The 20704-nt window shown below is 62.8% G+C and carries 21 protein-coding genes and 1 pseudogene; 11 read left to right on the top strand and 11 right to left on the bottom strand.

The features are described from left to right. The first annotated feature begins 72 nt into the window (after positions 1-72). Positions 73-1239, top strand: coding sequence for a 1-acyl-sn-glycerol-3-phosphate acyltransferase (locus IAE33_RS12605; protein ID WP_201163741.1), 1167 nt, complete (start codon positions 73-75; stop codon positions 1237-1239). A gap of 111 nt (positions 1240-1350) precedes the next feature. Next, positions 1351-1557 (top strand): hypothetical protein, encoded by a 207-nt coding sequence (locus tag IAE33_RS12600; RefSeq protein WP_201163740.1) that lies wholly within the window; start codon positions 1351-1353, stop codon positions 1555-1557. Between the two features lie 68 nt (positions 1558-1625). On the opposite strand, the gene IAE33_RS12595 is transcribed toward IAE33_RS12600, so the two are convergent. Further along, positions 1626-2210 (bottom strand): YajG family lipoprotein, encoded by a 585-nt coding sequence (locus IAE33_RS12595; RefSeq protein WP_060483302.1) that lies wholly within the window; start codon positions 2208-2210, stop codon positions 1626-1628. A gap of 155 nt (positions 2211-2365) precedes the next feature. On the opposite strand from IAE33_RS12595, the gene IAE33_RS12590 reads away from it, so the two are divergent. Together IAE33_RS12590 and mqo are read left to right on the top strand one after the other, a co-directional pair. Then, positions 2366-2599 carry a hypothetical protein gene (locus IAE33_RS12590; RefSeq protein WP_028631669.1) on the top strand — a complete coding sequence of 78 codons (234 nt, stop codon included), beginning with the start codon at positions 2366-2368 and terminating at the stop codon, positions 2597-2599. 603 nt (positions 2600-3202) lie between these two features. Beyond that, entirely contained in the window at positions 3203-4711 is a 1509-nt protein-coding gene (gene mqo, locus IAE33_RS12585; protein WP_201163739.1) for a malate dehydrogenase (quinone), read from the top strand. Positions 4712-4750: 39 nt separating this feature from the next. On the opposite strand, the gene IAE33_RS12580 is transcribed toward mqo, so the two are convergent. The 3 genes from IAE33_RS12580 to IAE33_RS12570 all read right to left on the bottom strand — a co-directional run bounded on the left by IAE33_RS12580 (position 4751) and on the right by IAE33_RS12570 (position 6204). After that, positions 4751-5041, bottom strand: a complete 291-nt coding sequence (locus IAE33_RS12580; protein WP_201163738.1) for a PA4642 family protein — start codon at positions 5039-5041, stop codon at positions 4751-4753. Positions 5042-5109: 68 nt separating this feature from the next. Beyond that, the gene (locus tag IAE33_RS12575; RefSeq protein ID WP_201163737.1) at positions 5110-5580 is read right to left on the bottom strand and encodes a hypothetical protein; all 471 of its coding nucleotides are present in this window, start codon (positions 5578-5580) and stop codon (positions 5110-5112) included. A gap of 66 nt (positions 5581-5646) precedes the next feature. Further along, positions 5647-6204, bottom strand: coding sequence for a hypoxanthine-guanine phosphoribosyltransferase (locus IAE33_RS12570; protein WP_028631673.1), 558 nt, complete (start codon positions 6202-6204; stop codon positions 5647-5649). Between the two features lie 160 nt (positions 6205-6364). On the opposite strand from IAE33_RS12570, the gene upp reads away from it, so the two are divergent. Together upp and IAE33_RS12560 are read left to right on the top strand one after the other, a co-directional pair. Beyond that, the gene (gene upp / locus IAE33_RS12565; RefSeq protein WP_028631674.1) at positions 6365-7003 is read left to right on the top strand and encodes a uracil phosphoribosyltransferase; all 639 of its coding nucleotides are present in this window, start codon (positions 6365-6367) and stop codon (positions 7001-7003) included. A 2-nt stretch (positions 7004-7005) separates the two neighbouring features. Then, positions 7006-8280: a uracil-xanthine permease family protein gene (locus tag IAE33_RS12560; protein WP_028631675.1), complete on the top strand. Its 1275-nt coding sequence runs from the start codon at positions 7006-7008 to the stop codon at positions 8278-8280. 65 nt (positions 8281-8345) lie between these two features. Here IAE33_RS12560 and hemH read toward each other — a convergent pair whose 3' ends face one another. Then, on the bottom strand, positions 8346-9362 hold the full coding sequence (gene hemH, locus IAE33_RS12555) for a ferrochelatase (protein WP_201163736.1): 1017 nt from the start codon (positions 9360-9362) through the stop codon (positions 8346-8348). A gap of 13 nt (positions 9363-9375) precedes the next feature. Next, on the bottom strand, positions 9376-10281 hold the full coding sequence (locus IAE33_RS12550) for a TIGR01777 family oxidoreductase (RefSeq protein WP_201163735.1): 906 nt from the start codon (positions 10279-10281) through the stop codon (positions 9376-9378). A gap of 186 nt (positions 10282-10467) precedes the next feature. On the opposite strand from IAE33_RS12550, the gene IAE33_RS12545 reads away from it, so the two are divergent. The 5 genes and pseudogenes from IAE33_RS12545 to IAE33_RS12525 all read left to right on the top strand — a co-directional run bounded on the left by IAE33_RS12545 (position 10468) and on the right by IAE33_RS12525 (position 15533). Next, the gene (locus IAE33_RS12545) at positions 10468-11454 is read left to right on the top strand and encodes an NAD(P)/FAD-dependent oxidoreductase (RefSeq protein ID WP_201163734.1); all 987 of its coding nucleotides are present in this window, start codon (positions 10468-10470) and stop codon (positions 11452-11454) included. Between the two features lie 98 nt (positions 11455-11552). After that, positions 11553-12521, top strand: coding sequence for a YbgA family protein (locus IAE33_RS12540; RefSeq protein WP_060483308.1), 969 nt, complete (start codon positions 11553-11555; stop codon positions 12519-12521). Beyond that, positions 12511-13411, top strand: a pseudogene (locus tag IAE33_RS12535) (MerR family transcriptional regulator). The gene IAE33_RS12540 and the pseudogene IAE33_RS12535 overlap by 11 nt, the downstream one beginning before the upstream one ends. Next, the gene (phrB, locus tag IAE33_RS12530) at positions 13402-14820 is read left to right on the top strand and encodes a deoxyribodipyrimidine photo-lyase (protein WP_201163732.1); all 1419 of its coding nucleotides are present in this window, start codon (positions 13402-13404) and stop codon (positions 14818-14820) included. Before IAE33_RS12535 ends, phrB begins: the two are co-directional and overlap by 10 nt. A gap of 23 nt (positions 14821-14843) precedes the next feature. Next, positions 14844-15533: an SDR family oxidoreductase gene (locus IAE33_RS12525; RefSeq protein ID WP_201163731.1), complete on the top strand. Its 690-nt coding sequence runs from the start codon at positions 14844-14846 to the stop codon at positions 15531-15533. Between the two features lie 37 nt (positions 15534-15570). Here IAE33_RS12525 and murI read toward each other — a convergent pair whose 3' ends face one another. The 5 genes from murI to hemA are packed head-to-tail and all read right to left on the bottom strand — an operon-like array spanning position 15571 to position 20296. Further along, complete coding sequence (murI, locus tag IAE33_RS12520; protein ID WP_201163730.1) at positions 15571-16368, bottom strand: glutamate racemase; 798 nt, start codon at positions 16366-16368, stop codon at positions 15571-15573. After that, positions 16361-17116 carry a molybdopterin-synthase adenylyltransferase MoeB gene (locus IAE33_RS12515; protein WP_201163729.1) on the bottom strand — a complete coding sequence of 252 codons (756 nt, stop codon included), beginning with the start codon at positions 17114-17116 and terminating at the stop codon, positions 16361-16363. The genes murI and IAE33_RS12515 overlap by 8 nt, the downstream gene beginning before the upstream one ends. Continuing rightward, the gene (gene prmC / locus IAE33_RS12510) at positions 17110-17940 is read right to left on the bottom strand and encodes a peptide chain release factor N(5)-glutamine methyltransferase (RefSeq protein WP_201163728.1); all 831 of its coding nucleotides are present in this window, start codon (positions 17938-17940) and stop codon (positions 17110-17112) included. The genes IAE33_RS12515 and prmC overlap by 7 nt, the downstream gene beginning before the upstream one ends. Continuing rightward, positions 17940-19022 carry a peptide chain release factor 1 gene (gene prfA / locus IAE33_RS12505; RefSeq protein ID WP_201163727.1) on the bottom strand — a complete coding sequence of 361 codons (1083 nt, stop codon included), beginning with the start codon at positions 19020-19022 and terminating at the stop codon, positions 17940-17942. The genes prmC and prfA overlap by 1 nt, the downstream gene beginning before the upstream one ends. Further along, complete coding sequence (hemA, locus tag IAE33_RS12500; protein WP_028631686.1) at positions 19019-20296, bottom strand: glutamyl-tRNA reductase; 1278 nt, start codon at positions 20294-20296, stop codon at positions 19019-19021. Before hemA ends, prfA begins: the two co-directional genes overlap by 4 nt. Between the last annotated feature and the right edge of the window lie 408 nt (positions 20297-20704).

Genomic DNA, 20704 nt, shown 5'->3' with positions numbered 1-20704 from the left:
GTGTGCGTCCGAGCCGTTTTTCGGAGCCCGCCCCTACCTTATTACCCTAGCCGTTTCCAACAAGAGAGCATGATGGGCGAATTCGATGCCATCCGACCCTACGACGACGCTGAGGTCCCTGCCGTGCTGGCAAGGCTGTTCAGCGACCCGGCATTTCTCGATATTCTCACGCACTTCCGTTTCCCCCGTGCGGCCGGCGCTTTCGGCTGGTTGCTCAAACCGCTGATCGCCCGGCGCCTGCGCAAGGAATTCGCCGGTGTGACCTGCGTTTCCACCTTGCAGGACAAGGTGGAGTACTACGTCGACCAGACTATCGACCGTGCTACCGATGGCGTCACCTATACCGGGGTCGAGCAACTCAAGGCTGGCACTGCCTATCTGTTTCTGGCCAACCATCGCGACATCGTCATGGACCCGGCCTTCGTCAATTACGCGGTGTACCACGCTGGCCTGCCGACCCCGCGCATTGCCATCGGCGACAACCTGCTGCAGAAGCCGTTCGTCAGCGACATGATGCGCCTGAACAAAAGCTTCATCGTGCACCGGTCCATCACCGGGCGCCGCGAGAAGCTGGCGGCCTACCAGTTGCTCTCGGCCTACATCAACCACTCCATCCGCAACGATGCCACCTCGATCTGGATCGCCCAGGCCGAAGGCCGGGCCAAGGACGGTGATGATCGCACCGACTCGGCCATCCTCAAGATGTTCCACATGAGCCGCAAGGACGAGGCCTTCGGTGCGGTCATCCAGAGCCTGAACCTGACGCCTGTTTCGATCAGCTACGAATACGACCCCTGCGACCAGGCCAAGGCCCGCGAACTGTATATCCGGGCCACCACCGGCACCTACAAGAAGGCGCCAGGCGAGGACGACCAGAGCATCGCCAAGGGCATCACCGGCTACAAGGGCCGGGTGCACATCAACTTTGCCGCGCCGGTCACCGAGTACCACGAAGACGCCAAGCAACTGGCTGCAGCAGTCGACCGGCAGATTCTCGCCGGCTACCGGTTGTTCCCGGTGCACTACCTGGCCTACGCGATGTGGGCAGACAAGGACGATACCCTGCAGGTGCCCGGCGCCGATAAGGTGTTCCCGGCCGACGAGCTGGCCAAGGCCAAAGAGGAGTGGCAGCGCCGCCTGGATGCCTGCCCGCCCGAGCAGCAGCCTTACCTGGTGCTGCAGTATGCGACCCCGGTGCGCAACCAGTATCAGGTCAAGCAGCAGGCACCTGTAGCCTGATCCCCTGCGTGGGGCGCAGCGCGCGCCCCCTCCTCATTTAATTTCACCTGTCACGCGTTCGTCATCAGAACAGGCCACCCTGTCGGCCTTTCAACGAACCGGAGCCCGTTCATGCTGCACGCCGAAAACCAGGACCGCCTCTATCTGGTCGCTCAGAGCGACGAGCAACAGGCATTGATCGACGGTTTCGCCATCAACGTGCAAGATCGCCAGTGGCTGGTTTACTGCGCCCTCGGCGGGCACATGCATGACCATTGGCCAGAGGTGGACACCGGCACCGGTATCAGCGTGCTGGACTTTCACATCGAAGCGGCCTGAGCACCGCAGAGGCAAAAAAACCGCTGCCCTGTGTGGGGGCAGCGGTTGGGGGCCTGCGAAGCCACAGATTACCGCGCCAGCGTCTGGCCGATGCTTGGGTCCTTGAACAGACGGGTCAGCGCATCGCTCAGTACATCGCCCACCAGCTGGGTGTTGGTGTCCTGGTTGGGGGCCATGCCAAACCGCTGGTCCAGCGAAGCACCATAGCGGCCACTGTAGCGGCGGCCGTTGTTGGTGACATCGGCGCGGAAGGTGGCGCCAATGGTGGCTTCGGTCACGTACAGGTTGTCTTTGGGCGACTGGTATTTGAGCTCAGCCAGGGTCACGGTCAGCTGCGGCGCACTGCCTGCACCAGAAGTGGGGGTAAAGCCCAGCAGGCGCACGGCGGCTTCGGCTTGGGCCTGCAGCTTGGGCACCACGTCATTGGCGTTGACGCTGATGGTGCTGGTTTCCGGGTACATGCCACCGCGCGTCCCCAGGGACGGCGACGGCCGGCCATCGACCACACGCACCACCACGGGCTGGCCATTGCCCACCGGAGCAAGCGGCGCGGTCAGTTTGGGTTGTGGGCTGAGTTGTTGCGGACTGTGGGCACAGCCGACCAGGCTGAGGCTGGCTACGGCGATCAAACCGAACAACAGACGTTGCAACATGCGCGTTTCTCCAGAAAGTGCGGCGAAGGTGCACAGTATACCTAGCGGCGGGGCCTGGCCTGCAAGCGGCATGCGAGGCCAGTGCGCGCTGTCACAATCGTTTAATCGGCTACCCCTTATGCTTGCGCCAGGCCTCACTGCACAGGACACCTGCCATGGCTTCGCTCTGGAACCTGCTACTGCAACGTAAACCCGGCAACGCCTACGCCCGGCTCGACGGCACGGGCAAATGCCTGGCCTTCATGCAATGCCGGCAGCTACCCAGCGGCGGCGGCTGGGTACAGGTTCACGATATCCACCTTGCCTGGCTGGGCCGCGAACTGCCGGCCAGCGCCCGGGTTTGCAACCGTGCAAGCCGCCCCTGGCATCAGCGCATCCTCGCAGCTTGAAAAACGCTGCAATAAAACCACGAATTGACGACATTTCTCCCCGCGACATCGCTATAATCTCCCCCCGATTATAAGGACGTCTCCTGATCGGGCCCCGCACTCGCCGTCTGACCCCGGCAACTTCACCCGCCTCGCCCACAGAGAGCCTTCCACTCAGGTCTTGCATCGGCTGTCGTGCCTGCTTTTCCGGCCCTTCACACTGCATGAACCTGCGGGTTGCCATCGCGCAGTCCCCTTTTGAGGTTCACGTCTCCAAAAGAGCGTGGAAAAAACGGTTTTCACTACTTCACAAGAGTGTGGCGAGCAAATGAACAATCTGGCATGTGCAAAAGCAGCAGATGTGTCCCGAACAGCCCTGAACAGGCGGCAAGAACCCTCATCCCGGATGCGTGTCTGAGCCGTTCCGTATCGCACGCACGACACCTTGACCATAAGTCGAATTGCCGCACCCATGGCAAACAGGGTTCAATGTAGCAACCCCAAGACTGACTGGCGGTGTCCGCGAACGCTTCAAGAACTGCGAAAAGTCGGACATGGCGATCCTGGCGAACCCGGTATGCCGTGCTGTCAATTAGGTAGCTGTAGAGTGTGGAGACGCGGTAAATGGCGCAGAACGAATCGGTTGATGTAGTACTGGTAGGCGCGGGCATCATGAGTGCCACCCTGGCCGTACTGCTCAAGGAGCTTGACCCGGGCCTCAAGCTCGAGGTCGTCGAGGCGATGGACTCTGGAGCCGCAGAGAGTTCCAACCCGTGGAACAACGCAGGCACCGGCCATGCTGGCCTGTGCGAGCTCAACTATACGCCCCAGGCCGCCGATGGCAGCATCGACATCAAGAAGGCGGTGCACATCAATACCCAGTTCGAGGTGTCCCGCCAGTTCTGGGCCTACTTGAGCAAAAAGGGCAACTTCGGGCCGGCACGCGCATTCGTCAACCCGGTCCCGCACCTGAGCTATGTCGAGGGTGACAAGGGTGTCGCATTCCTCAAGAAGCGCTACGAGCTGCTCAAGCAGCACCACGCCTTCGCCGACATGGAATACACCGAAGACAAGGCCGTGATGAACGAGTGGATGCCGCTGATGATGCCGGGGCGCCCAGCCGACCAGCACATCGCCGCCACCCGTGTGCTCAAGGGCACCGACGTGAACTTCGGCGCACTGACCAACAAGCTGCTCAAGCTGCTGGGCGATGCGCCCGACGCGCAGGTCAAGTACTGCAAGAAGGTGGTGGGCCTGCGCCGTAACGGCGACGGCTGGACCGTGAGCATCAAGGACGTCAACAGCGGTGGTAGCCGTGAGGTGGACGCGCGCTTCGTCTTCCTGGGCGCAGGTGGCGCTGCCCTGCCCCTGCTGCAGGCTTCCGGCATTCCAGAGAGCAAAGGCTTCGGCGGCTTCCCCGTGAGTGGCCAGTGGCTGCGCTGCGACAACCCGGAGATCGTCAGCCAGCACCAGGCCAAGGTCTACAGCCAGGCTGCCGTGGGCGCACCGCCCATGTCGGTGCCGCACCTCGACACCCGGGTGGTCGATGGCAAGAAATCCCTGCTGTTCGGCCCCTATGCAGGCTTTACCACCAAGTTCCTGAAGCACGGCTCGCTGATGGACCTGCCCCTGTCGGTGCGCATGGGCAACATCGGCCCTATGCTGGCGGTGGCCCGCGACAACATGGACCTGACCAAGTACCTGGTCAGCGAAGTGATGCAGTCGATGGAGCAGCGCCTGGAGTCATTGCGCCGCTTCTACCCACACGCCAAGGCCGAAGACTGGCGCCTGGAAGTGGCCGGCCAACGGGTGCAGATCATCAAGAAAGACCCAAAAAAAGGCGGCGTGCTGCAGTTCGGCACCGAGCTGGTGGCAGCGCAGGACGGCAGCCTCGCAGCGCTGCTGGGCGCATCGCCTGGCGCTTCGGTGACGGTCTCGATCATGCTTGAGCTGATCGAGCGCTGCTTCCCGGACCAGGCCAAGGGTGCATGGGCTGCCAAGCTCAAGGAAATCTTCCCGGCACGGGAAAAGACCCTGGCAACCGACGCGGCGCTGTATCACAAGATCAGCGCGGACAACGACGCAGCATTGGACCTGGCTGAAGACAGCCCGGCGGCCAAGCACTACGCGTGATTACTGACTGGGGCTGCGTTGCAGCCCCAACCCTTCCGCTTACGCACGTGCGTTGTCGATAATCTCAATGTATTCGGGCGCGTTACGCTGGTCGGCGATCTGCTCAACGAAGGTCTTGCCGTGCTCGTCCTTGCCGTCCAGGTCCAGGCCGGCTGCCACAAAGAAGCCCACAAAACGCTGGAAATCATCGACGCGCAGGCCACGGTAGGCTTTAACCAGCTTGTGCAGCGACGGCGAAGTCACACCATCTGCCGGCTCAAACTGAAGAAACGACTTGACGTAGTCGTCGCTGATTTCGTCACCGATTACCTGTTTCTTGTCTTTACGCATTGCCGACTCCAACTGGACCATCACGGGATTTCGAAGGCCGGCAGTGTACCCCCCGCAGCCAGCGCGCCTCAACGCGTACGTACGGTACCTGTGTGCAGGTCAGCCCAGATATGGCCGTTACCGTAGGTCAGAAACTGCACATACACCGTCTCGTTGCGCAGCAGGTCCATGATCACCCTGTAGTCGCTGACGGGGTAGTTCAGGCCAAGGGTCTTGGTTTTCTCGTCGTACACCGGCTTTTTCAGGCTTTTGGCGGCCTCTCCATCGAAGGTCAACAGCACCTGGGTGATGGTGGCACCCTTGCTCAATGGCTTGCCTTTCAGGCGCACCTGCAAGGTGGAGGTGATGGGGATGGGCTGTTGGTCGGACTGGCGCTGGGCACCCACCACCACGGCGTAGTCGGTCACCTGAAGCAATTGCTGGCCGGTGGGCGCCTGCTGGCGCAAGGCCTGGTCGTCAGGCGGAAGGAACTGGCTGTGCATCGGTGCGGCGGCCAGGGGCAGGCTGACCGCCAGCAGGAACGGGAGAATCGCACGCATGTAAGGCTCCTTGGCATGAAGGAGCACTCTAGCATGCTGTACCAGGGCCGTGAGGCTGGCGCCGTGTTACATGCCTTTGACGGCAAAAATGCCGTTGGCGTTGCGCCAGTAACCTTTGTAGTCCATGCCATAACCGAAGATGTATCGGTCGATGCAAGGCAGACCGACATAGTTGGCTTTGAGGTCGGGGCTGGCCTTGCGGTCGTGTTCCTTGTCGATCAGTACCGCGGTGTGCACCGTGCGCGCACCGGCGTGCTTGCAGAACTCGATGATGGCGCTGAGGGTGTGGCCTTCGTCGAGGATGTCATCGACGATGAGCACGTCGCGATCGATGAACGATACCTCTGGCTTGGCCTTCCAGAACAGCTCGCCGCCGCTGGTCTGGTTGCGGTAACGGGTGGCATGCAGGTACGAGGCCTCAAGCGGGAACTGCAGGTGCGTCAGCAGCTTGCCGGAGAAGATCAGGCCACCGTTCATCACGCAGAACACCACCGGGTTCTTGTCATGCAGGTCCTTGCAGATCTGCTCGCCGACCTTGGCGATCGCCGCCTCGACTTCGGCTTCGGTATACAGGCAGTCGGCTTCACGCATCACTTGGCGAATATGCTCGAGATCGGCGGACATTGCGCTCTCCAGGGGGGCATTTTGGAAAAGCGGGCAAAGGTACGCATCCGCTCGCCACAGATCAAGCGTTTATGGACTAACGTGCAGAATGATCAGACGACAGCACAGGCTGAATAGATTAATCTAGCGCGGTTTTTTTGCCCGCCTTTCGGAGCCCCCTATGCCCACCCGTGAGATCCGCCACCCGCTGATCCGCCACAAGCTCGGCCTCATGCGCCGTGCCGACATCAGCACCAAGAACTTTCGCGAACTCGCCCAGGAAGTCGGCGCCCTTCTGACCTATGAAGCCACCCAGGACCTGCCCCTCGAAACCTACGAGATCGACGGCTGGTGTGGCAAGGTTGCGGTAGAGAAAATCGCCGGCAAGAAAATTACCGTCGTGCCGATTCTGCGTGCCGGTATCGGCATGCTCGACGGCGTGCTCAGCCTGGTACCGGGTGCCAAGGTCAGCGCCGTCGGCGTGGCCCGCAACGAAGAAACCCTCGAAGCACACACTTACCTGGAAAAACTCGCGCCCGATATCAACCAGCGCCTGGCACTGATCATCGACCCGATGCTGGCAACTGGCGGCTCCATGGTCGCGACCATCGACCTGCTGAAAAAGGCCGGTTGCCGGGAAATCCGCGCCATGGTCCTGGTCGCCGCCCCCGAGGGCATCCAGGTGGTCGAGAAAGCCCACCCGGACGTGCAGATCTTCACCGCCTCCATCGACGAGCGCCTGAACGAGCACGGCTACATCGTGCCGGGCCTGGGTGATGCCGGTGACAAGATCTTCGGCACCAAGCAGAAGGACGCCTGACCATGCAGGACGGCTTCAACGACCCGCTCTGGCGCCAGGTCGTTTCGGGCGCGCAGATGCTCTTCGTGGCATTCGGAGCGCTGGTGCTGATGCCCTTGATCACCGGCCTGGACCCGAACGTCGCACTGTTCACCGCAGGCATCGGCACGCTGCTGTTCCAGCTGGTCACCGGCCGCCAGGTACCTGTGTTCCTGGCCTCGAGCTTTGCCTTCATCACCCCCATCATCCTCGCCAAAGGCCAGTTTGGCCTGGCCGAAACCATGGGCGGCGTGATGGCCGCGGGTTTCGTGTACACCTTCATGGGGCTGATGGTAAAAATCAAAGGCACCGGCTTCATCGACCGCACGCTACCGCCCGTGGTGATCGGCCCGGTGATCATCTCCATTGGCCTGGCCATGGCACCGATCGCGGCCAACATGGCGATGGGCAAGGCTGGTGATGGCAGCGTGCTGCTGCCTTATAAAACCGCCATGCTTATCTCCATGCCAGCGTTGCTCACCACCCTGATCGTGGCGGTATTCGGCAAAGGCATCTTCCGTCTGGTGCCGATCATTGCGGGTGTGCTGGTGGGGTTTGCCCTGTCGTTTGCCTTTGGCGTGGTCGATACCGCCAAGATCGCCGCTGCACCCTGGCTGGAGCTGCCCAACTTCACCGCCCCGGCGTTCAACTGGCAAGCCATCCTGTTTATCGTCCCGGTCGCCCTGGCGCCGGCAATCGAACACATTGGTGGCGTTATCGCGGTGGGCAGCGTGACCGGCCGTGACTACCTGAAAACGCCCGGGCTGCACCGCACCCTGCTCGGTGACGGCCTGGCCACCACAGCAGCCGGCCTGTTTGGCGGGCCGCCCAACACCACCTACGCCGAGGTGACTGGCGCGGTGATGCTGACCAAGAACTACAACCCGAAGATCATGACCTGGGCTGCGCTGTTCGCTATTACCCTGGCCTTCATCGGCAAGTTCGGCGCCCTGCTGCAAAGCATCCCAATCCCTGTGATGGGCGGCATTCTGTGCCTGCTGTTCGGCTCCATTGCCGCCGTGGGTTTGAACACCATGATCCGCCACAAGGTGGACCTGGCCGAGGCGCGCAACCTGGTGATCGTTTCGGTGACGCTGGTGTTCGGTATCGGCGGCGTACTGGTGGGCACGGGTGACGGGCCGGATGACTGGGGACTGAAGGGCATCGCCCTGTGCGCTATCGTGGCTATTGCACTGAACCTGATCCTGCCGGGCAACGACGCCTGGAAGCACAAGAAACTGGATGACCAGTTGCCTTGAGGCAGCAATGACCCACAGGCCCTGCTGCGCGCTCAGCGGCAACAGGGCCTGCCACACCCCGAGTGTCAGGCCTTTTCACACAGGTCTGCCAGCACCCTCGCCCACTCCGGGTGGTCGTTCATGCAGGGCACCAGCACCAGTTCACGCCCGCCTGCCTCGATGAACTGCTCGCTGCCACGCATGCCGATTTCCTCCAGCGTCTCGATGCAGTCGGCGACGAAGGCCGGGCACATCACCAGCAGCTTTTTCACACCGGCCTTGGCCAGTTCGTCCAGGCGCGTTTCGGTGTACGGTTCAATCCATTTGTCCCGGCCCAACCGCGACTGGAACGACACCGACCACTTGCCATCGGGTATGCCCATCTTGCGCGCAAAGGCTTTGGCAGTAGCTAGGCACTGGCCGCGGTAGCACACCGCCTGCACCGCAGCACTGGCCCCCTCGCAACAGTCGGCTGCCCGCAAGTCATGCCGGATGCCTTTGGGGTAGAGTTTTTTCAGGTGCCGCTCTGGCAGGCCATGGAAGCTGAGCAGCACGTGGTCGTAATCCTGCTGCAGATACGGCCGTGCGCTGGCCACCAGCGCATCGATGTAGTCCGGCTGATCATAGAACGGCTGCAGCACGCGCATCTGCAGGGGCAGGTGGCGCTCGGTGATGGTGTCCTTGGCAAGCTCAACTACCGTAGTGACGGTGCTGTCGGCGAACTGTGGATACAGCGGCGCCAGGGTCACCTTGCGCACGCCTTGCGCGGCCAGCCGTTCCAGCACGTCGGGCAGGGCCGGCTGGCCATAGCGCATGGCAATCTCTACCGGGCCGTGGGGCCAGTGCTCGACCATCGCCGCCTGCAAGCGCCGGGTCAGCTCCACCAGTGGCGAGCCTTCATCCCACCAGATAGAGGCGTAGGCATGGGCAGACTGCTCGGGCCGCTTGATCAGGATCAGCGATACCAGCAGGCGGCGGATGGGCCAGGGCAGGTCGACCACATACGGGTCCATCAGAAACTGGTTCAGGTAGCGGCGCACGTCGGCTACCGAGGTGGAGGCCGGTGAACCCAGGTTGACCAGCAACAGGGCGTGATCAGTCATGCAACATCCTTAGTCAGAGGCGGCTGGACAGGTTGCCCAGCGCCGATTGCAGATCGTTGAAGCGAAAGCTGTAGCCTGCAGCCAGCAAGCGCGCCGGGCGTGCCCGCTGGCCGCCCAGCAGCAGGCTGGACATTTCACCTAGCCCAGCCTTGAGCAGCAGTGCAGGTACCGGTAGCACCGCGGGGCGGTGCAACGCCTTGCCCAGCGCCCGGGCAAAGTCACGGTTACGCACCGGCTCAGGGGCGCAGGCATTATAAGGACCGCTGGCTTCGCCATGCTGCAACAGAAAATCAATCAGGGCGACCTGGTCGTCTATATGGATCCACGGCATCCACTGCCTGCCGTTACCCAACGGGCCGCCCAGGCCCAGCTTGAACGGCAGGCGCAGACGTGACAGGAACCCGCCATCGCTGGCCAGCACCAGCCCGGTGCGCACCAGCACCACACGGATACCCTGGGCCTGGGAACGTTGGGCGGTTTCTTCCCATGCAATGCACAGCTGGCTGGCAAAGTCTTCCCGTACCGGCGGGGATTCTTCGGTCAGCTCACGTTCGCCGCCATCGCCATACCAACCCACCGCGGAACCGGAAATCAATACCTGCGGCCGTTGTTCGCGGCTACCCAGCCACGCCAGCAACTGTTCGGTCAGGGTGATACGGCTGGCCCACAGCACGCTGCGCCGGGACGCCGTCCAAGGCCGATCAGCGATGGGCGCACCGGCCAGGTTGACCACGGCGTCCAGCGGCTCATCGGCGGGTAACTGCTCCAGCCGGGCAATGCCCCGTACCCCCTTGCCGCACAGCGCAGGCACCTGGTCCGGGCGGCGGCTCCATACCGTCAGCCGATGGCCCTGTGCAAGCCAGTAGCGGCACAGATGCCGCCCAATCAATCCGGTGCCGCCCGTCAGCAATATGTGCATGGCTGTGTCCTCGCAGAATACGGCGGTGGTCTATTTTTAACATCAAGGCACTTTTTGGACCCGACGCTCTCCGATAAACATAGGCCAACCTTTCCGTGGAAGCGGAATAACCTTATACAGATTTTCTGGATTGTACAGGTTTGCCTGACAGCGTAGTCTGCTCATAGCAAGGTTTGAGAGGCCATTATGACTGTACCTATTGCCATCATCGGGGCCGGAATCGCTGGCCTGTCCGCCGCTCAGGCTTTACACAAGGCCGGGCAGCTCGTGCACCTGTTCGACAAGGGGCACGGCAGTGGCGGGCGCATGGCCAGCAAACGCAGCGAGGCTGGCGCCCTCGATCTGGGCGCGCAGTACTTCACCGCCCGCGACCGTCGCTTCGTCGACCAGGTGCAGCAGTGGGTGGCGGCCGGCTGGGCCGCCCAGTGGAAACCCCAACTGTACAACTACCGCGACGGCCAACTGACGCCCTCCCCGGATGAGCAGACCCGCTGGGTGGGCGTGCCGCGAATGAGTGCCATCACTCGCGGCCTGTTGACAGACATGACAGTGAATTTCAGTTGCCGCATCGCCGAGGTGTTCCGCGGCAAGCAGTATTGGCACCTGCAGGACACCGAGGGGTGCAGCCATGGGCCCTACAGCCGGGTGATCATCGCGGTGCCGGCCCCCCAGGCAACGCCTTTACTGGCGGCCACGCCCAAGCTCGCCGCCGTCGCGGCGGGCGTGCAGATGGAGCCCACCTGGGCCGTTGCACTTGGTTTCCAGGCAGCCCTGGAGACGCCTATGCAAGGGTGCTTCTTGCAGGACAACCCGCTCGACTGGCTGGCCCGCAACCGCAGCAAACCCGGCCGTGACGAGCAGCTGGACACCTGGGTGCTGCATGCCACCTCCACGTGGAGCCGGCAACATATCGACCTGGCCAAGGACGAGGTGGTAGAGCAGCTGTGGGGCGAATTCGCCGAGCTGGTAGGCTGCGTGGTGCCTGCACCGACGTTCGCCCTTGCACACCGCTGGTTGTATGCACGCCCAGGTGGCAACCATGAATGGGGGGCCCTGGCCGACGCCGACCAAGGCTTGTACGCCTGCGGTGACTGGTGCCTGTCGGGGCGCGTGGAGGGCGCCTGGCTCAGTGGCCAGGAGGCTGCAAGACGCCTGCTCGAGCACCTGGAGTGAAGGCGTATATACAAAATACTGGTTTCAATGAAGCCAGCGATGTGCTGGAATAAACTTGTACAAGGTTAAATTTACGTACAGGTTTAACGGAGGCAGCCATGCACGACCCTGCAACCCACCACAAGCCACGCATCGCCATCAGCGCCTGCCTGACCGGGCACAGCGTTCGCTATAACGGTGGCCACAAGGCCTCCGACCTGTGCCGCGCTCAGCTGGAAGAGCATTTCGAATGGACCCCGGTATGCCCCGAGGTTGCAATCGGCCTGGGTGTGCCCAGAGACCCGATCCGCCTGGTCGGTAACCCGGATCACCCTGAAGTGGTGGGCACGCGCAACCCCGGCATGGACCTCACCGGCCCCTTGCGCACCTACGGCGAGCAGATGGCCAACGAGCTTGACGACATCTGCGGCTATATCTTCATGCAGAAGTCGCCCTCCTGTGGCCTGGAGCGGGTAAAGGTGTACCAGGACAACGGCCACCCCGCCTTCCACAGCGGGCGCGGTGCCTACGCTCAGGCATTTTGCGAACGCCGGCCTGACCTGCCTGTGGAAGAAGAAGGCCGCCTGCATGACCCCGTGCTGCGTGAAAACTTCATCAGCCGGGTGTATGCCTACGCCGACTGGCAGCGGGTACTGGCCGAAGGCCTGAACCGCGGGGCGCTGGTCAATTTCCATTCGCGCTACAAGTACCTGTTGATGGCCAACAACCCCCAGGCTTACCGAACCCTGGGGCGCATGCTGGGCACCCTGAGCAAGGACGATGATCCGCTGGTGGTGGGCCCGCAGTACTTCTCCGAGCTGATGCAGGCATTGCGTCGCTGCGCCAGCCGCGGCACTCACAGTAACGTGCTGCAGCACCTGAGCGGTTATTTCAAGGATGCCCTTACGCCTTCGGACAAAAGCGAGCTACAGGAACTGATCGGCCAATACCAGCAAGGGGTCGTACCCTTGGTCGTGCCGCTGACCCTGCTCAAGCACCACTTGCGCAACCACCCCGACCCGTATCTGCAGCAGCAGGCGTACCTGCAGCCGCACCCTGAAAGCCTGGGGCTGCGCAATGCGGTCTGAAGTACTGTTGCCTATCGGTGAGCTGGCCCGCCGCACTGGCGTCAATCCCGTTACCTTGCGTGCCTGGGAACGCCGCTATGGGCTGCTCAAGCCCCAACGTACGCCAAAGGGGCATCGCCTGTACCCGGTGGAACAGGTTGAGCGCGTCGAATCGATCCTGGCCTGGTTACAGCGCGGCGCGTCGGTCAGCCAGGTGGGCGAGCTGCTCGACAAACCGCTGGGTACGCCGCCCCAGAGCGATTGGCAGGCCAGGCAGGTGCAGATGCTGGAGGCCATTGCCAACCTGTCGCAGCGCACCCTTGACCACCAGCTCAACCAGGCGATGGCACTGTACCCGGCCGTGACCCTGTGCGAACAACTGTTGCTCCCCTTGCTGAACCACCTGCAGCTTCGCTGGCGCACCTACTTCAACGCACGCCTGGAACAGGCGTTCTTCCATACCTGGTTGCGCAGCAAGCTGGGCGCGCGCGTCTACCACGACAATCAGTTGCTGCAGGGCCCGGCGGTGCTGCTGGCTGAAGACAGCGATCGTGCATTCAACCCCGAGCTGTGGTTGTGCGCCTGGCTGCTTACCAGCAATGGGTTTGCCGTGGAAGTGCTCGAACAGGCGCTGGCCGGCGCGCATCTGCAAAGCGCAGTGGCGACGCTGCACCCACGTGCCGTCCTGCTGCACCTGGGGCCCCGAATCGATGCCAGAGCCCTGCAGCGTTCGCTGCATGGGCTGGGTGTGCCGACGCTCGTCGGCGGTAGCCTGGTGGCGTTGCATCAAGCGCAACTGAGCCACCTCGACTTACCCAACCTTGCCCTGTTCGACACCCCGCAAGCTGCCTTGCGACTGCTTCAGAACCCATAGCCGCCAGCCCGGAGAATTCATTAGCCTATGCACTTGACCTGGCTACGCAGCGACCTGCGCACCGATGACAACACCGCACTCAGCGCCGCCAGTGAGCGCGGCCCTACCCTCGCCCTCTGGCTGGTCAGCCCCGAACAATGGCTGGCCCACGACGATGCCCCGTGCAAGGTCGACTTCTGGCTGCGCAACCTGCGTGAACTGCGCCAGTCGCTCGAAGCGCTGAATATTCCGTTGTTGATTCGCAAGGTCGACACCTGGGACCAGGCACCCGACGCCGTACTGCAGGTATGTCGCAAGCACCACGTGCAAAGCGTGCACTGGAACGAGGAATACGGCATCCACGAACAGCGCCGCGATGACGCAACCAGGACCTTGCTGGAGCGCTCCGATATTCAGGCCCACAGCCACCTGGACCAGTTGTTGTTCCGCCCGGGTACCGTACTGACACGAAGCGGCGACTACTTTCAGGTGTTCAGCCAATTCAAGAAGAACTGCCTGGAGCACCTGCACCGTGGGCTCCCGTCACTGGCGCCACGGGTGAAACGCCAGGCGGCCCTGTCGATCAGCAGCGACCCCATCCCGCAGCATGTAGACGGCTTCGATAAACCGGCCAAGTCCCTGCGAGACCTTTGGCCTGCCGGGGAAAACGAAGCACAGGAACGGTTGTCACGGTTCGCCGACGAAACCATCGTGGATTATGAACACTTGCGTGACCTGCCGGCCAAGCCTGGTACCAGCCGCCTTTCCGCCTACCTGGCAGCTGGCGTGATTTCGCCCCGCCAATGCCTGCACGGCGCCTTGGCCAGCAACCATGGCGAGTTCGACAGTGGCAACCCAGGTGTGCAGACCTGGATCAACGAGCTGATCTGGCGCGAGTTCTACAAACACATCCTCACCGGTTACCCACAGGTGTCGCGCCACCGTGCATTCCGCTCCCATACCGAGGCATTGCCCTGGCGCAACGCCCCCAAAGAGCTGAAGGCCTGGGAAGAAGGCCGCACGGGCTTCCCGATCATCGATGCGGCCATGCGCCAGTTGCTGGAAACCGGGTGGATGCACAACCGGCTGCGCATGGTCACTGCCATGTTTCTCAGCAAGAATTTGCTGATCGACTGGCGCCATGGCGAACGGCACTTCATGCGCCACCTCATCGACGGCGACCTGGCGGCCAACAATGGTGGCTGGCAGTGGAGTGCCTCGACCGGTACCGATTCAGTGCCCTATTTCCGCATCTTCAACCCCGTCTCGCAATCGCAGCGGTTCGATCCCCAGGGGCGTTTCATCCGTGAGTGGGTGCCTGAACTGCGGGACCTTGATGACAAAAGTATTCATGACCCTAGCGGTTCTGCTGCCAAAATCAGTGCTAGTCTGTATCCACGTCCACTTGTAGATCTCCGTAGCAGTCGCCAGCGAGCACTGGAGGCGTTCAAAGCTCTCCAACGCTAGCAGTCGTATAGAGGGCATCGATCTTGTCTAACTCACGTAGTTTCTGGGTTACAGGAGCATCAAACGGGCTAGGAATGGCGCTGGTAGAGCACCTGCTGCTGCAAGGTCATCGTGTCGCCGCCAGCGGTAGCCCCGATGCGTTGGCACCCCTTCATCATGACCGGTTTCTACAGCTGCCAGGGCTGTTGCAGGGGGCACCGGAGGCGGCTGAAGCCGGGCAGTTGCTCGAGCAGGCCTGGGGGGCACTTGATTGCCTGATCATCAATGCCGGGACCGGTGATTACCTGGCCGGTGACATAGCCCGTGATGCGCTGTTCGAGCACCTTATCGAGTCCAACCACCTGGCCACGCAGCTGAGCCTGGCTGCGGCGGTGCCTTTGCTGGAGCGCGGTAGCGCACCTCAGGTAATGGCCGTATTCAGCCGTTACACGGCATTGCAGATGTACGCACCTACACAAGTCGCTGCCGGTTGGAACAACACGGTGCAATGGGTGCGTGAACAGCGCGAAGCGCTTCAGGCACAAGGGATTGATGTAACGGTGGTAGCGCCGCTTGCAGTCGACTCCCAGGTCACGGCTGCGCCCGTCATACCTGAGGCGTGGACGGCTGAGACTGCGGCGCAGGAACTGCTCAAACGGTTGGCCGAACGCCTCCCCGAGCTTGTGCTCGAGGTGCTGCACCCGGCCAGCCTCTGGCCGATGCCAGGCAAGTGACAAGCAACTGTATTGCAGCGTTTGCCGCGCTTAGCTTCTACAACCCAAACCGTTCAACGCTACCCGGCTGCCCCCACAACACCGGCAGCACGCCCAGGAGCGAAGCCGGGTCGCCACTGGTCCACAGCTGCGTATCGCGTGCTGGCCCGGTAGCCAGCAGGTCTGCACCTTCCAGAAGCCTGTGCAGTTGACGCGCCACCGCAGCGCCGGTGTCGATGATCGCCACGTGAGCAGGCACCAGTTGCGCCAGCAACGGGCGCAGGAACGGGTAGTGGGTGCAGCCCAATATCAGCGTATCGCACCCTGCGGCCATCAGCGGCTCAACGTACCCCTGCAACCGCTCACGCAGTGCATGGCTTGCCAGGTCTCCGGTCTCAATCAACTCGACCAGGCCCGGGCACGGCTGGGTGATGACGCGGACGTCGCTGGCAAAGCGATCGAGCAAGGCAGCAAACTTGGCACTCTGCAGCGTACCCGTGGTGGCCAGCACCCCGACTACCCCAGAGCGGGTCGCCGCTGCAGCGGGCTTGACCGCTGGCTCCATGCCCACCAATGGCCAACCCGGGTAATGCGCGCGAAGGTCGGCAACTGCCGCGACGGTAGCCGTGTTGCAGGCCAGCACCATGGCCTTGGCGCCCTGCTCATGGAAGAACCCCGCGATGCGACGGCAGCGGTCGCGGATGTAATCGGCGGACTTCTCGCCATAGGGTACATGGCCACAGTCGGCCACATACCACAGCGTTTCGTTGGGCAGCAGGCGGCGGATCTCAGCAAGCACCGACAGGCCACCCACGCCCGAGTCCATGACGCCGATGGGCGCCGAGCGCTCAGCCATCGCGCTTGCCGCAGACCGGGCAGGCCGGGTCGCGCTTGACCCGCAGCTCGCGAATACGGGTACCCAGCGCATCGATCAGCAACAGCCGGCCCACCAGGGGTTCACCAAAGCCTGCCAGCAGCTTCATGGCCTCAAGCGCCTGCAGGCTGCCCACCAGGCCTACAAGCGGGCCGATCACGCCGGCTTCGCTGCAGGTCAGCTCAGCCTCGCTACCCTGCCCATACAGGCAGTGGTAGCACGGGCTGTAGTCACGGCGAGGGTCGAAAACCGACAGTTGCCCCTCGAGACGAATGGCCGCCCCACTGACAAGCGGCTTGCTGCCGGCAACGCAGGCGGCATTCACCGCCTCGCGAGTAGCGAAGTTGTCCGAGCAGTCCAGCACCAGGTCTACCGCCGCCACCGCAGCGGCCAACGACGTATCATCCAGCGCTTGCCGGTGGGCAACCAGGGTGATTTCGGGGTTGATCGCCTGCAAGCGTTGCATGGCCGAGTCGACCTTGGTCATGCCAACGCTGGCGCTGTCGTGGATCACCTGGCGTTGCAGGTTGGTCAGGTCGACGGTGTCGAAGTCCGCCAGGTGCAGCTCCCCCACCCCTGCCGCCGCCAGATACAGGGCCACAGGAGACCCCAGCCCCCCCAGGCCGACGATCAACGCCTTGCTCTGCTTGAGGCGCAACTGGCCATCGATATCGATCTGCGACAGCAGTACCTGGCGGCTGTAGCGCAGCAGCTCCTGGTCGCTCAGCATGGCAGACGCCCCAGGGTGATGCGCTCATGGCCGCCAAGGTCGGTGCGGCTGTCTACATCAGCAAAACCGTGACTGGCCAGCAGCGCGCGAACCGCCGCAGCCTGGTCATAACCGTGCTCCAGCAACAGCCAGCCACCCGGGACCAAGTAAGCCGGTGCCTGGGCGGCGATGATGCGCAGGTCATCCAGGCCATCGGCCCCGGCCACCAGTGCACTGCTGGGCTCGAACCGCACATCGCCGGCGCCCAGGTGCGGGTCTGCAGCGCGAATGTAAGGTGGGTTGCTGACGATCAGGTCAAAGCGCTGGTCGCCGAGGCTGTCGAACCAGTGGCTCAACTGCACGCGGGCATTGGCCAGGCCAAGGCGCTGGCGGTTGCGCTCGGCCAGCGCCACGGCCTCGGGTACCCGGTCGACCGCCGTCACCTGCCAGGCCGGGCGCTCGCTGGCCAGGGCCAGGGCGATGGCGCCGGTGCCGGTACCCAGGTCAAGCACCCGGGCCGGCAGCGCGGGCTGCAACTCCAGCGCCGTTTCCACCAGCAGCTCGGTGTCTGGCCGCGGGATCAGCGTGTGCGGTGCCACTTCCAGGTCGATCTTCCAGAAGCCCTGCTGGCCAAGAATATAGGCAACCGGCTCGCCGCCACGGCGGCGTTGCAGGTAACCGGCGTAGGTCTGCGCGGCCTCGCTGCTGACAATGCGTTCGGGCCAGGTGTGCAGGTAGCTGCGCGACTTGCCGATGGCTGCAGCCAACAACAGCTCGGCATCCAGGCGCTCGGTGGGCGACTCGGGTAACTGCGCGTTGCGCAGCAGGCTGGCGATGATGGTCATCAGTCCCCCAGGGCGGCCAGTTGATCGGCCTGGTATTCGGCCAACAGCGGTTCAATCACGGCCTCGACACCGCCTGCCAGCACATCGTCCAGCGAGTACAGCGTGAGGTTGATACGGTGGTCGGTCACCCGGCCCTGTGGATAATTGTAGGTACGGATACGCTCGGAGCGGTCACCGGACCCCACCTGCAGCTTGCGCTCACTGGCAATGGCGTTCTGTGCGGCGCTGGTTTGCATGTCATTGAGCTTGGCCGACAGCCACGACATGGCGCGGGCGCGGTTCTTGTGCTGCGAGCGCTCTTCCTGGCACTCGACCACGATGCCGGTAGGCAGGTGGGTAATACGGATGGCCGAGTCGGTTTTGTTGACGTGCTGCCCGCCCGCGCCGGAGGCGCGGTAGGTGTCTACGCGCAAGTCGGCAGGGTTGATCTCGATGGCAGCCTGTTCGTCGGGCTCAGGCAGTACCGCCACGGTGCAGGCCGAGGTATGGATACGGCCCTGGGACTCGGTCTCCGGCACACGCTGAACACGGTGCGCGCCGGACTCGAACTTGAGCTTGCCGTACACATTCTCGCCTTCGACGCGGGCGATGATTTCCTTGTAGCCGCCATGCTCGCCCTCGTTCTCGGAGAGGATTTCCAGCCGCCAGCCGCGCTTTTCGGCATACCGCGAGTACATGCGGAACAGGTCGCCAGAGAAAATCGCCGCCTCGTCGCCCCCGGTACCGGCGCGGATCTCGAGGAACACGTTGCGCCCGTCGTTGGGGTCCTTGGGCAACAGCATGCGCTGCAGCTGGGACTCCAGCACCACCAGTTGTTCCTTGGCTTCGCGGACTTCTTCCACGGCCATTTCACGCATGTCCGGGTCACTGTCCTTGAGCAGCGCCTGGGCGCCCTCAAGGTCAGCCTGCACCTTGCGCCACTCCCTGTAGGCGGCGTACACCGGCTCAACTTCGGCGTATTCGCGGGAATAGGCACGAAAGCGAGTCTGGTCGGAGATAACTTCGGCATCACCGAGCAGTGCGGTGAGTTCTTCGAAGCGGTCCTGGAGAATGTCCAGTTTGTTCAGCAGCGACGCTTTCATTGCGGGGATTTGTCCGTGGAGCCCTCGTTGAGGGCAAACAGTTCCTGGGCCATGGCCAGCGCTTCAAGGCGGCCTTCGGCCGAGAGCCTTTTCATGTGCACGCTGGGTGCGTGCAGCAGTTTGTTGGTAAGCCCCCGGGCCAACTGGGCCAACACCTCTTCGGGGTTGCCGCCATTGGCCAGCAGGCGCTGGGCTTTTTGCAGTTCTTCATCGCGCAGGCGTTCGCTTTGCTGGCGGTAGGCCCGCAGCACATCCACCGCGGCCAGTTCACGCAGGCGCGCCATGAAATCTTCAGCACCCACGGCAACCAGCTCTTCGGCGGCCTGAGCGGCGCCCTGGCGGCTCTTGAGGTTTTCGGCAACCACATCGTGCAGGTCGTCGACGGTGTAGAGGTACACGTCATCCAGCTCGCCCACTTCGGTTTCGATATCGCGGGGTACGGCGATGTCGACCATGAAGATGGGCTTGTGGCGGCGTTGCTTCAAGGCACTTTCCACCGCCCCCTTGCCCAGGATCGGCAACTGGCTGGCGGTGGAGCTGATGACGATGTCGCTGTTGGCGAGTTCCTGGGGGATGTCGGCCAGCAGCACGGCGTGGGCACCGAACTGCTCGGCCAGGATACTGGCGCGTTCCAGGGTACGGTTGGCCACGACAATGCGCCGCACACCTTGCTCGTGAAGGTGGCGGGCGACCAGGGTGATGGTTTCGCCAGCCCCGATGAGCAGGGCCTGGCTGCGTGCCAGGTCGCTGAAGATCTGTTTGGCCAGGCTGACTGCGGCAAAGGCCACGGACACGGGGTTTTCGCCAATGGCCGTGTCGGTGCGCACTTGCTTGGCGGCGCTGAAGGTGGCCTGGAACAGGCGCCCGAGCAACGGCCCGACGGTACCGGCCTCGCGGGCCACGGCATACGCGGATTTCATCTGGCCGAGAATCTGCGGCTCGCCAAGCACCAGCGAGTCAAGGCCGGAGGCCACGCGCATCATGTGCTTCACGGCGTCATGCTCTTCGTGCACGTAGGCGCTGGCACGCAGTTCGTCCAGGCTGAGGCGGTGATAGTCGGCCAGCCACAGCAGCACGTCCTCGGCGGACAGCTGATCCTGCGCCAGGTAAAGCTCGCTGCGGTTGCAGGTGGACAGGATCGCCGCTTCACGGCTTGAGGTGAGGCGGCAGAGCTGCTGCAGGGCGTCTACCAACTGCTCAGGGGTAAACGCCACGCGCTCGCGTACGTCTACCGAGGCAGTCTTATGGTTGATACCAAGTGCGAGAAAGGCCATGCAAAATCGCTGGTTGTGACGAGAAGCCGGTAATTGTCCTCCTTCGGCGGTTGCAGGACAAGCTTGACGCTGGAAACTTCAACCGGACGACGACCGATAGTATGTAAGCGGTAATTAACCTTACCCACAAAATACGCTGTAAATTATTAACATCTATTTATAAAGCACGCCAAATAAGTTCCACACCCTCCACGCCCTACACCGCATTCCGTCAACGCCCCGACACTCGCCATTCCCATGGCCTTTTAATCAGGCAAAACTTAATCTCACGCGTGCTCTTACTCTCGCTTTTGACTTGGCTTTTGATCTGGCTTTTGATCTTGATCTTGATCTTCGCGACTTCAGGAGGCCGAACGAAGGGCTTGCGGAGGGAGGTGACGGGCATGGATGCCCGTCAAGCGCTGAGGC

The organism is Pseudomonas sp. S60 (assembly GCF_016647865.1).
GTDB lineage: Bacteria > Pseudomonadota > Gammaproteobacteria > Pseudomonadales > Pseudomonadaceae > Aquipseudomonas > Aquipseudomonas parafulva.
This window is presented reverse-complemented; position numbering and strand designations above follow the sequence as displayed.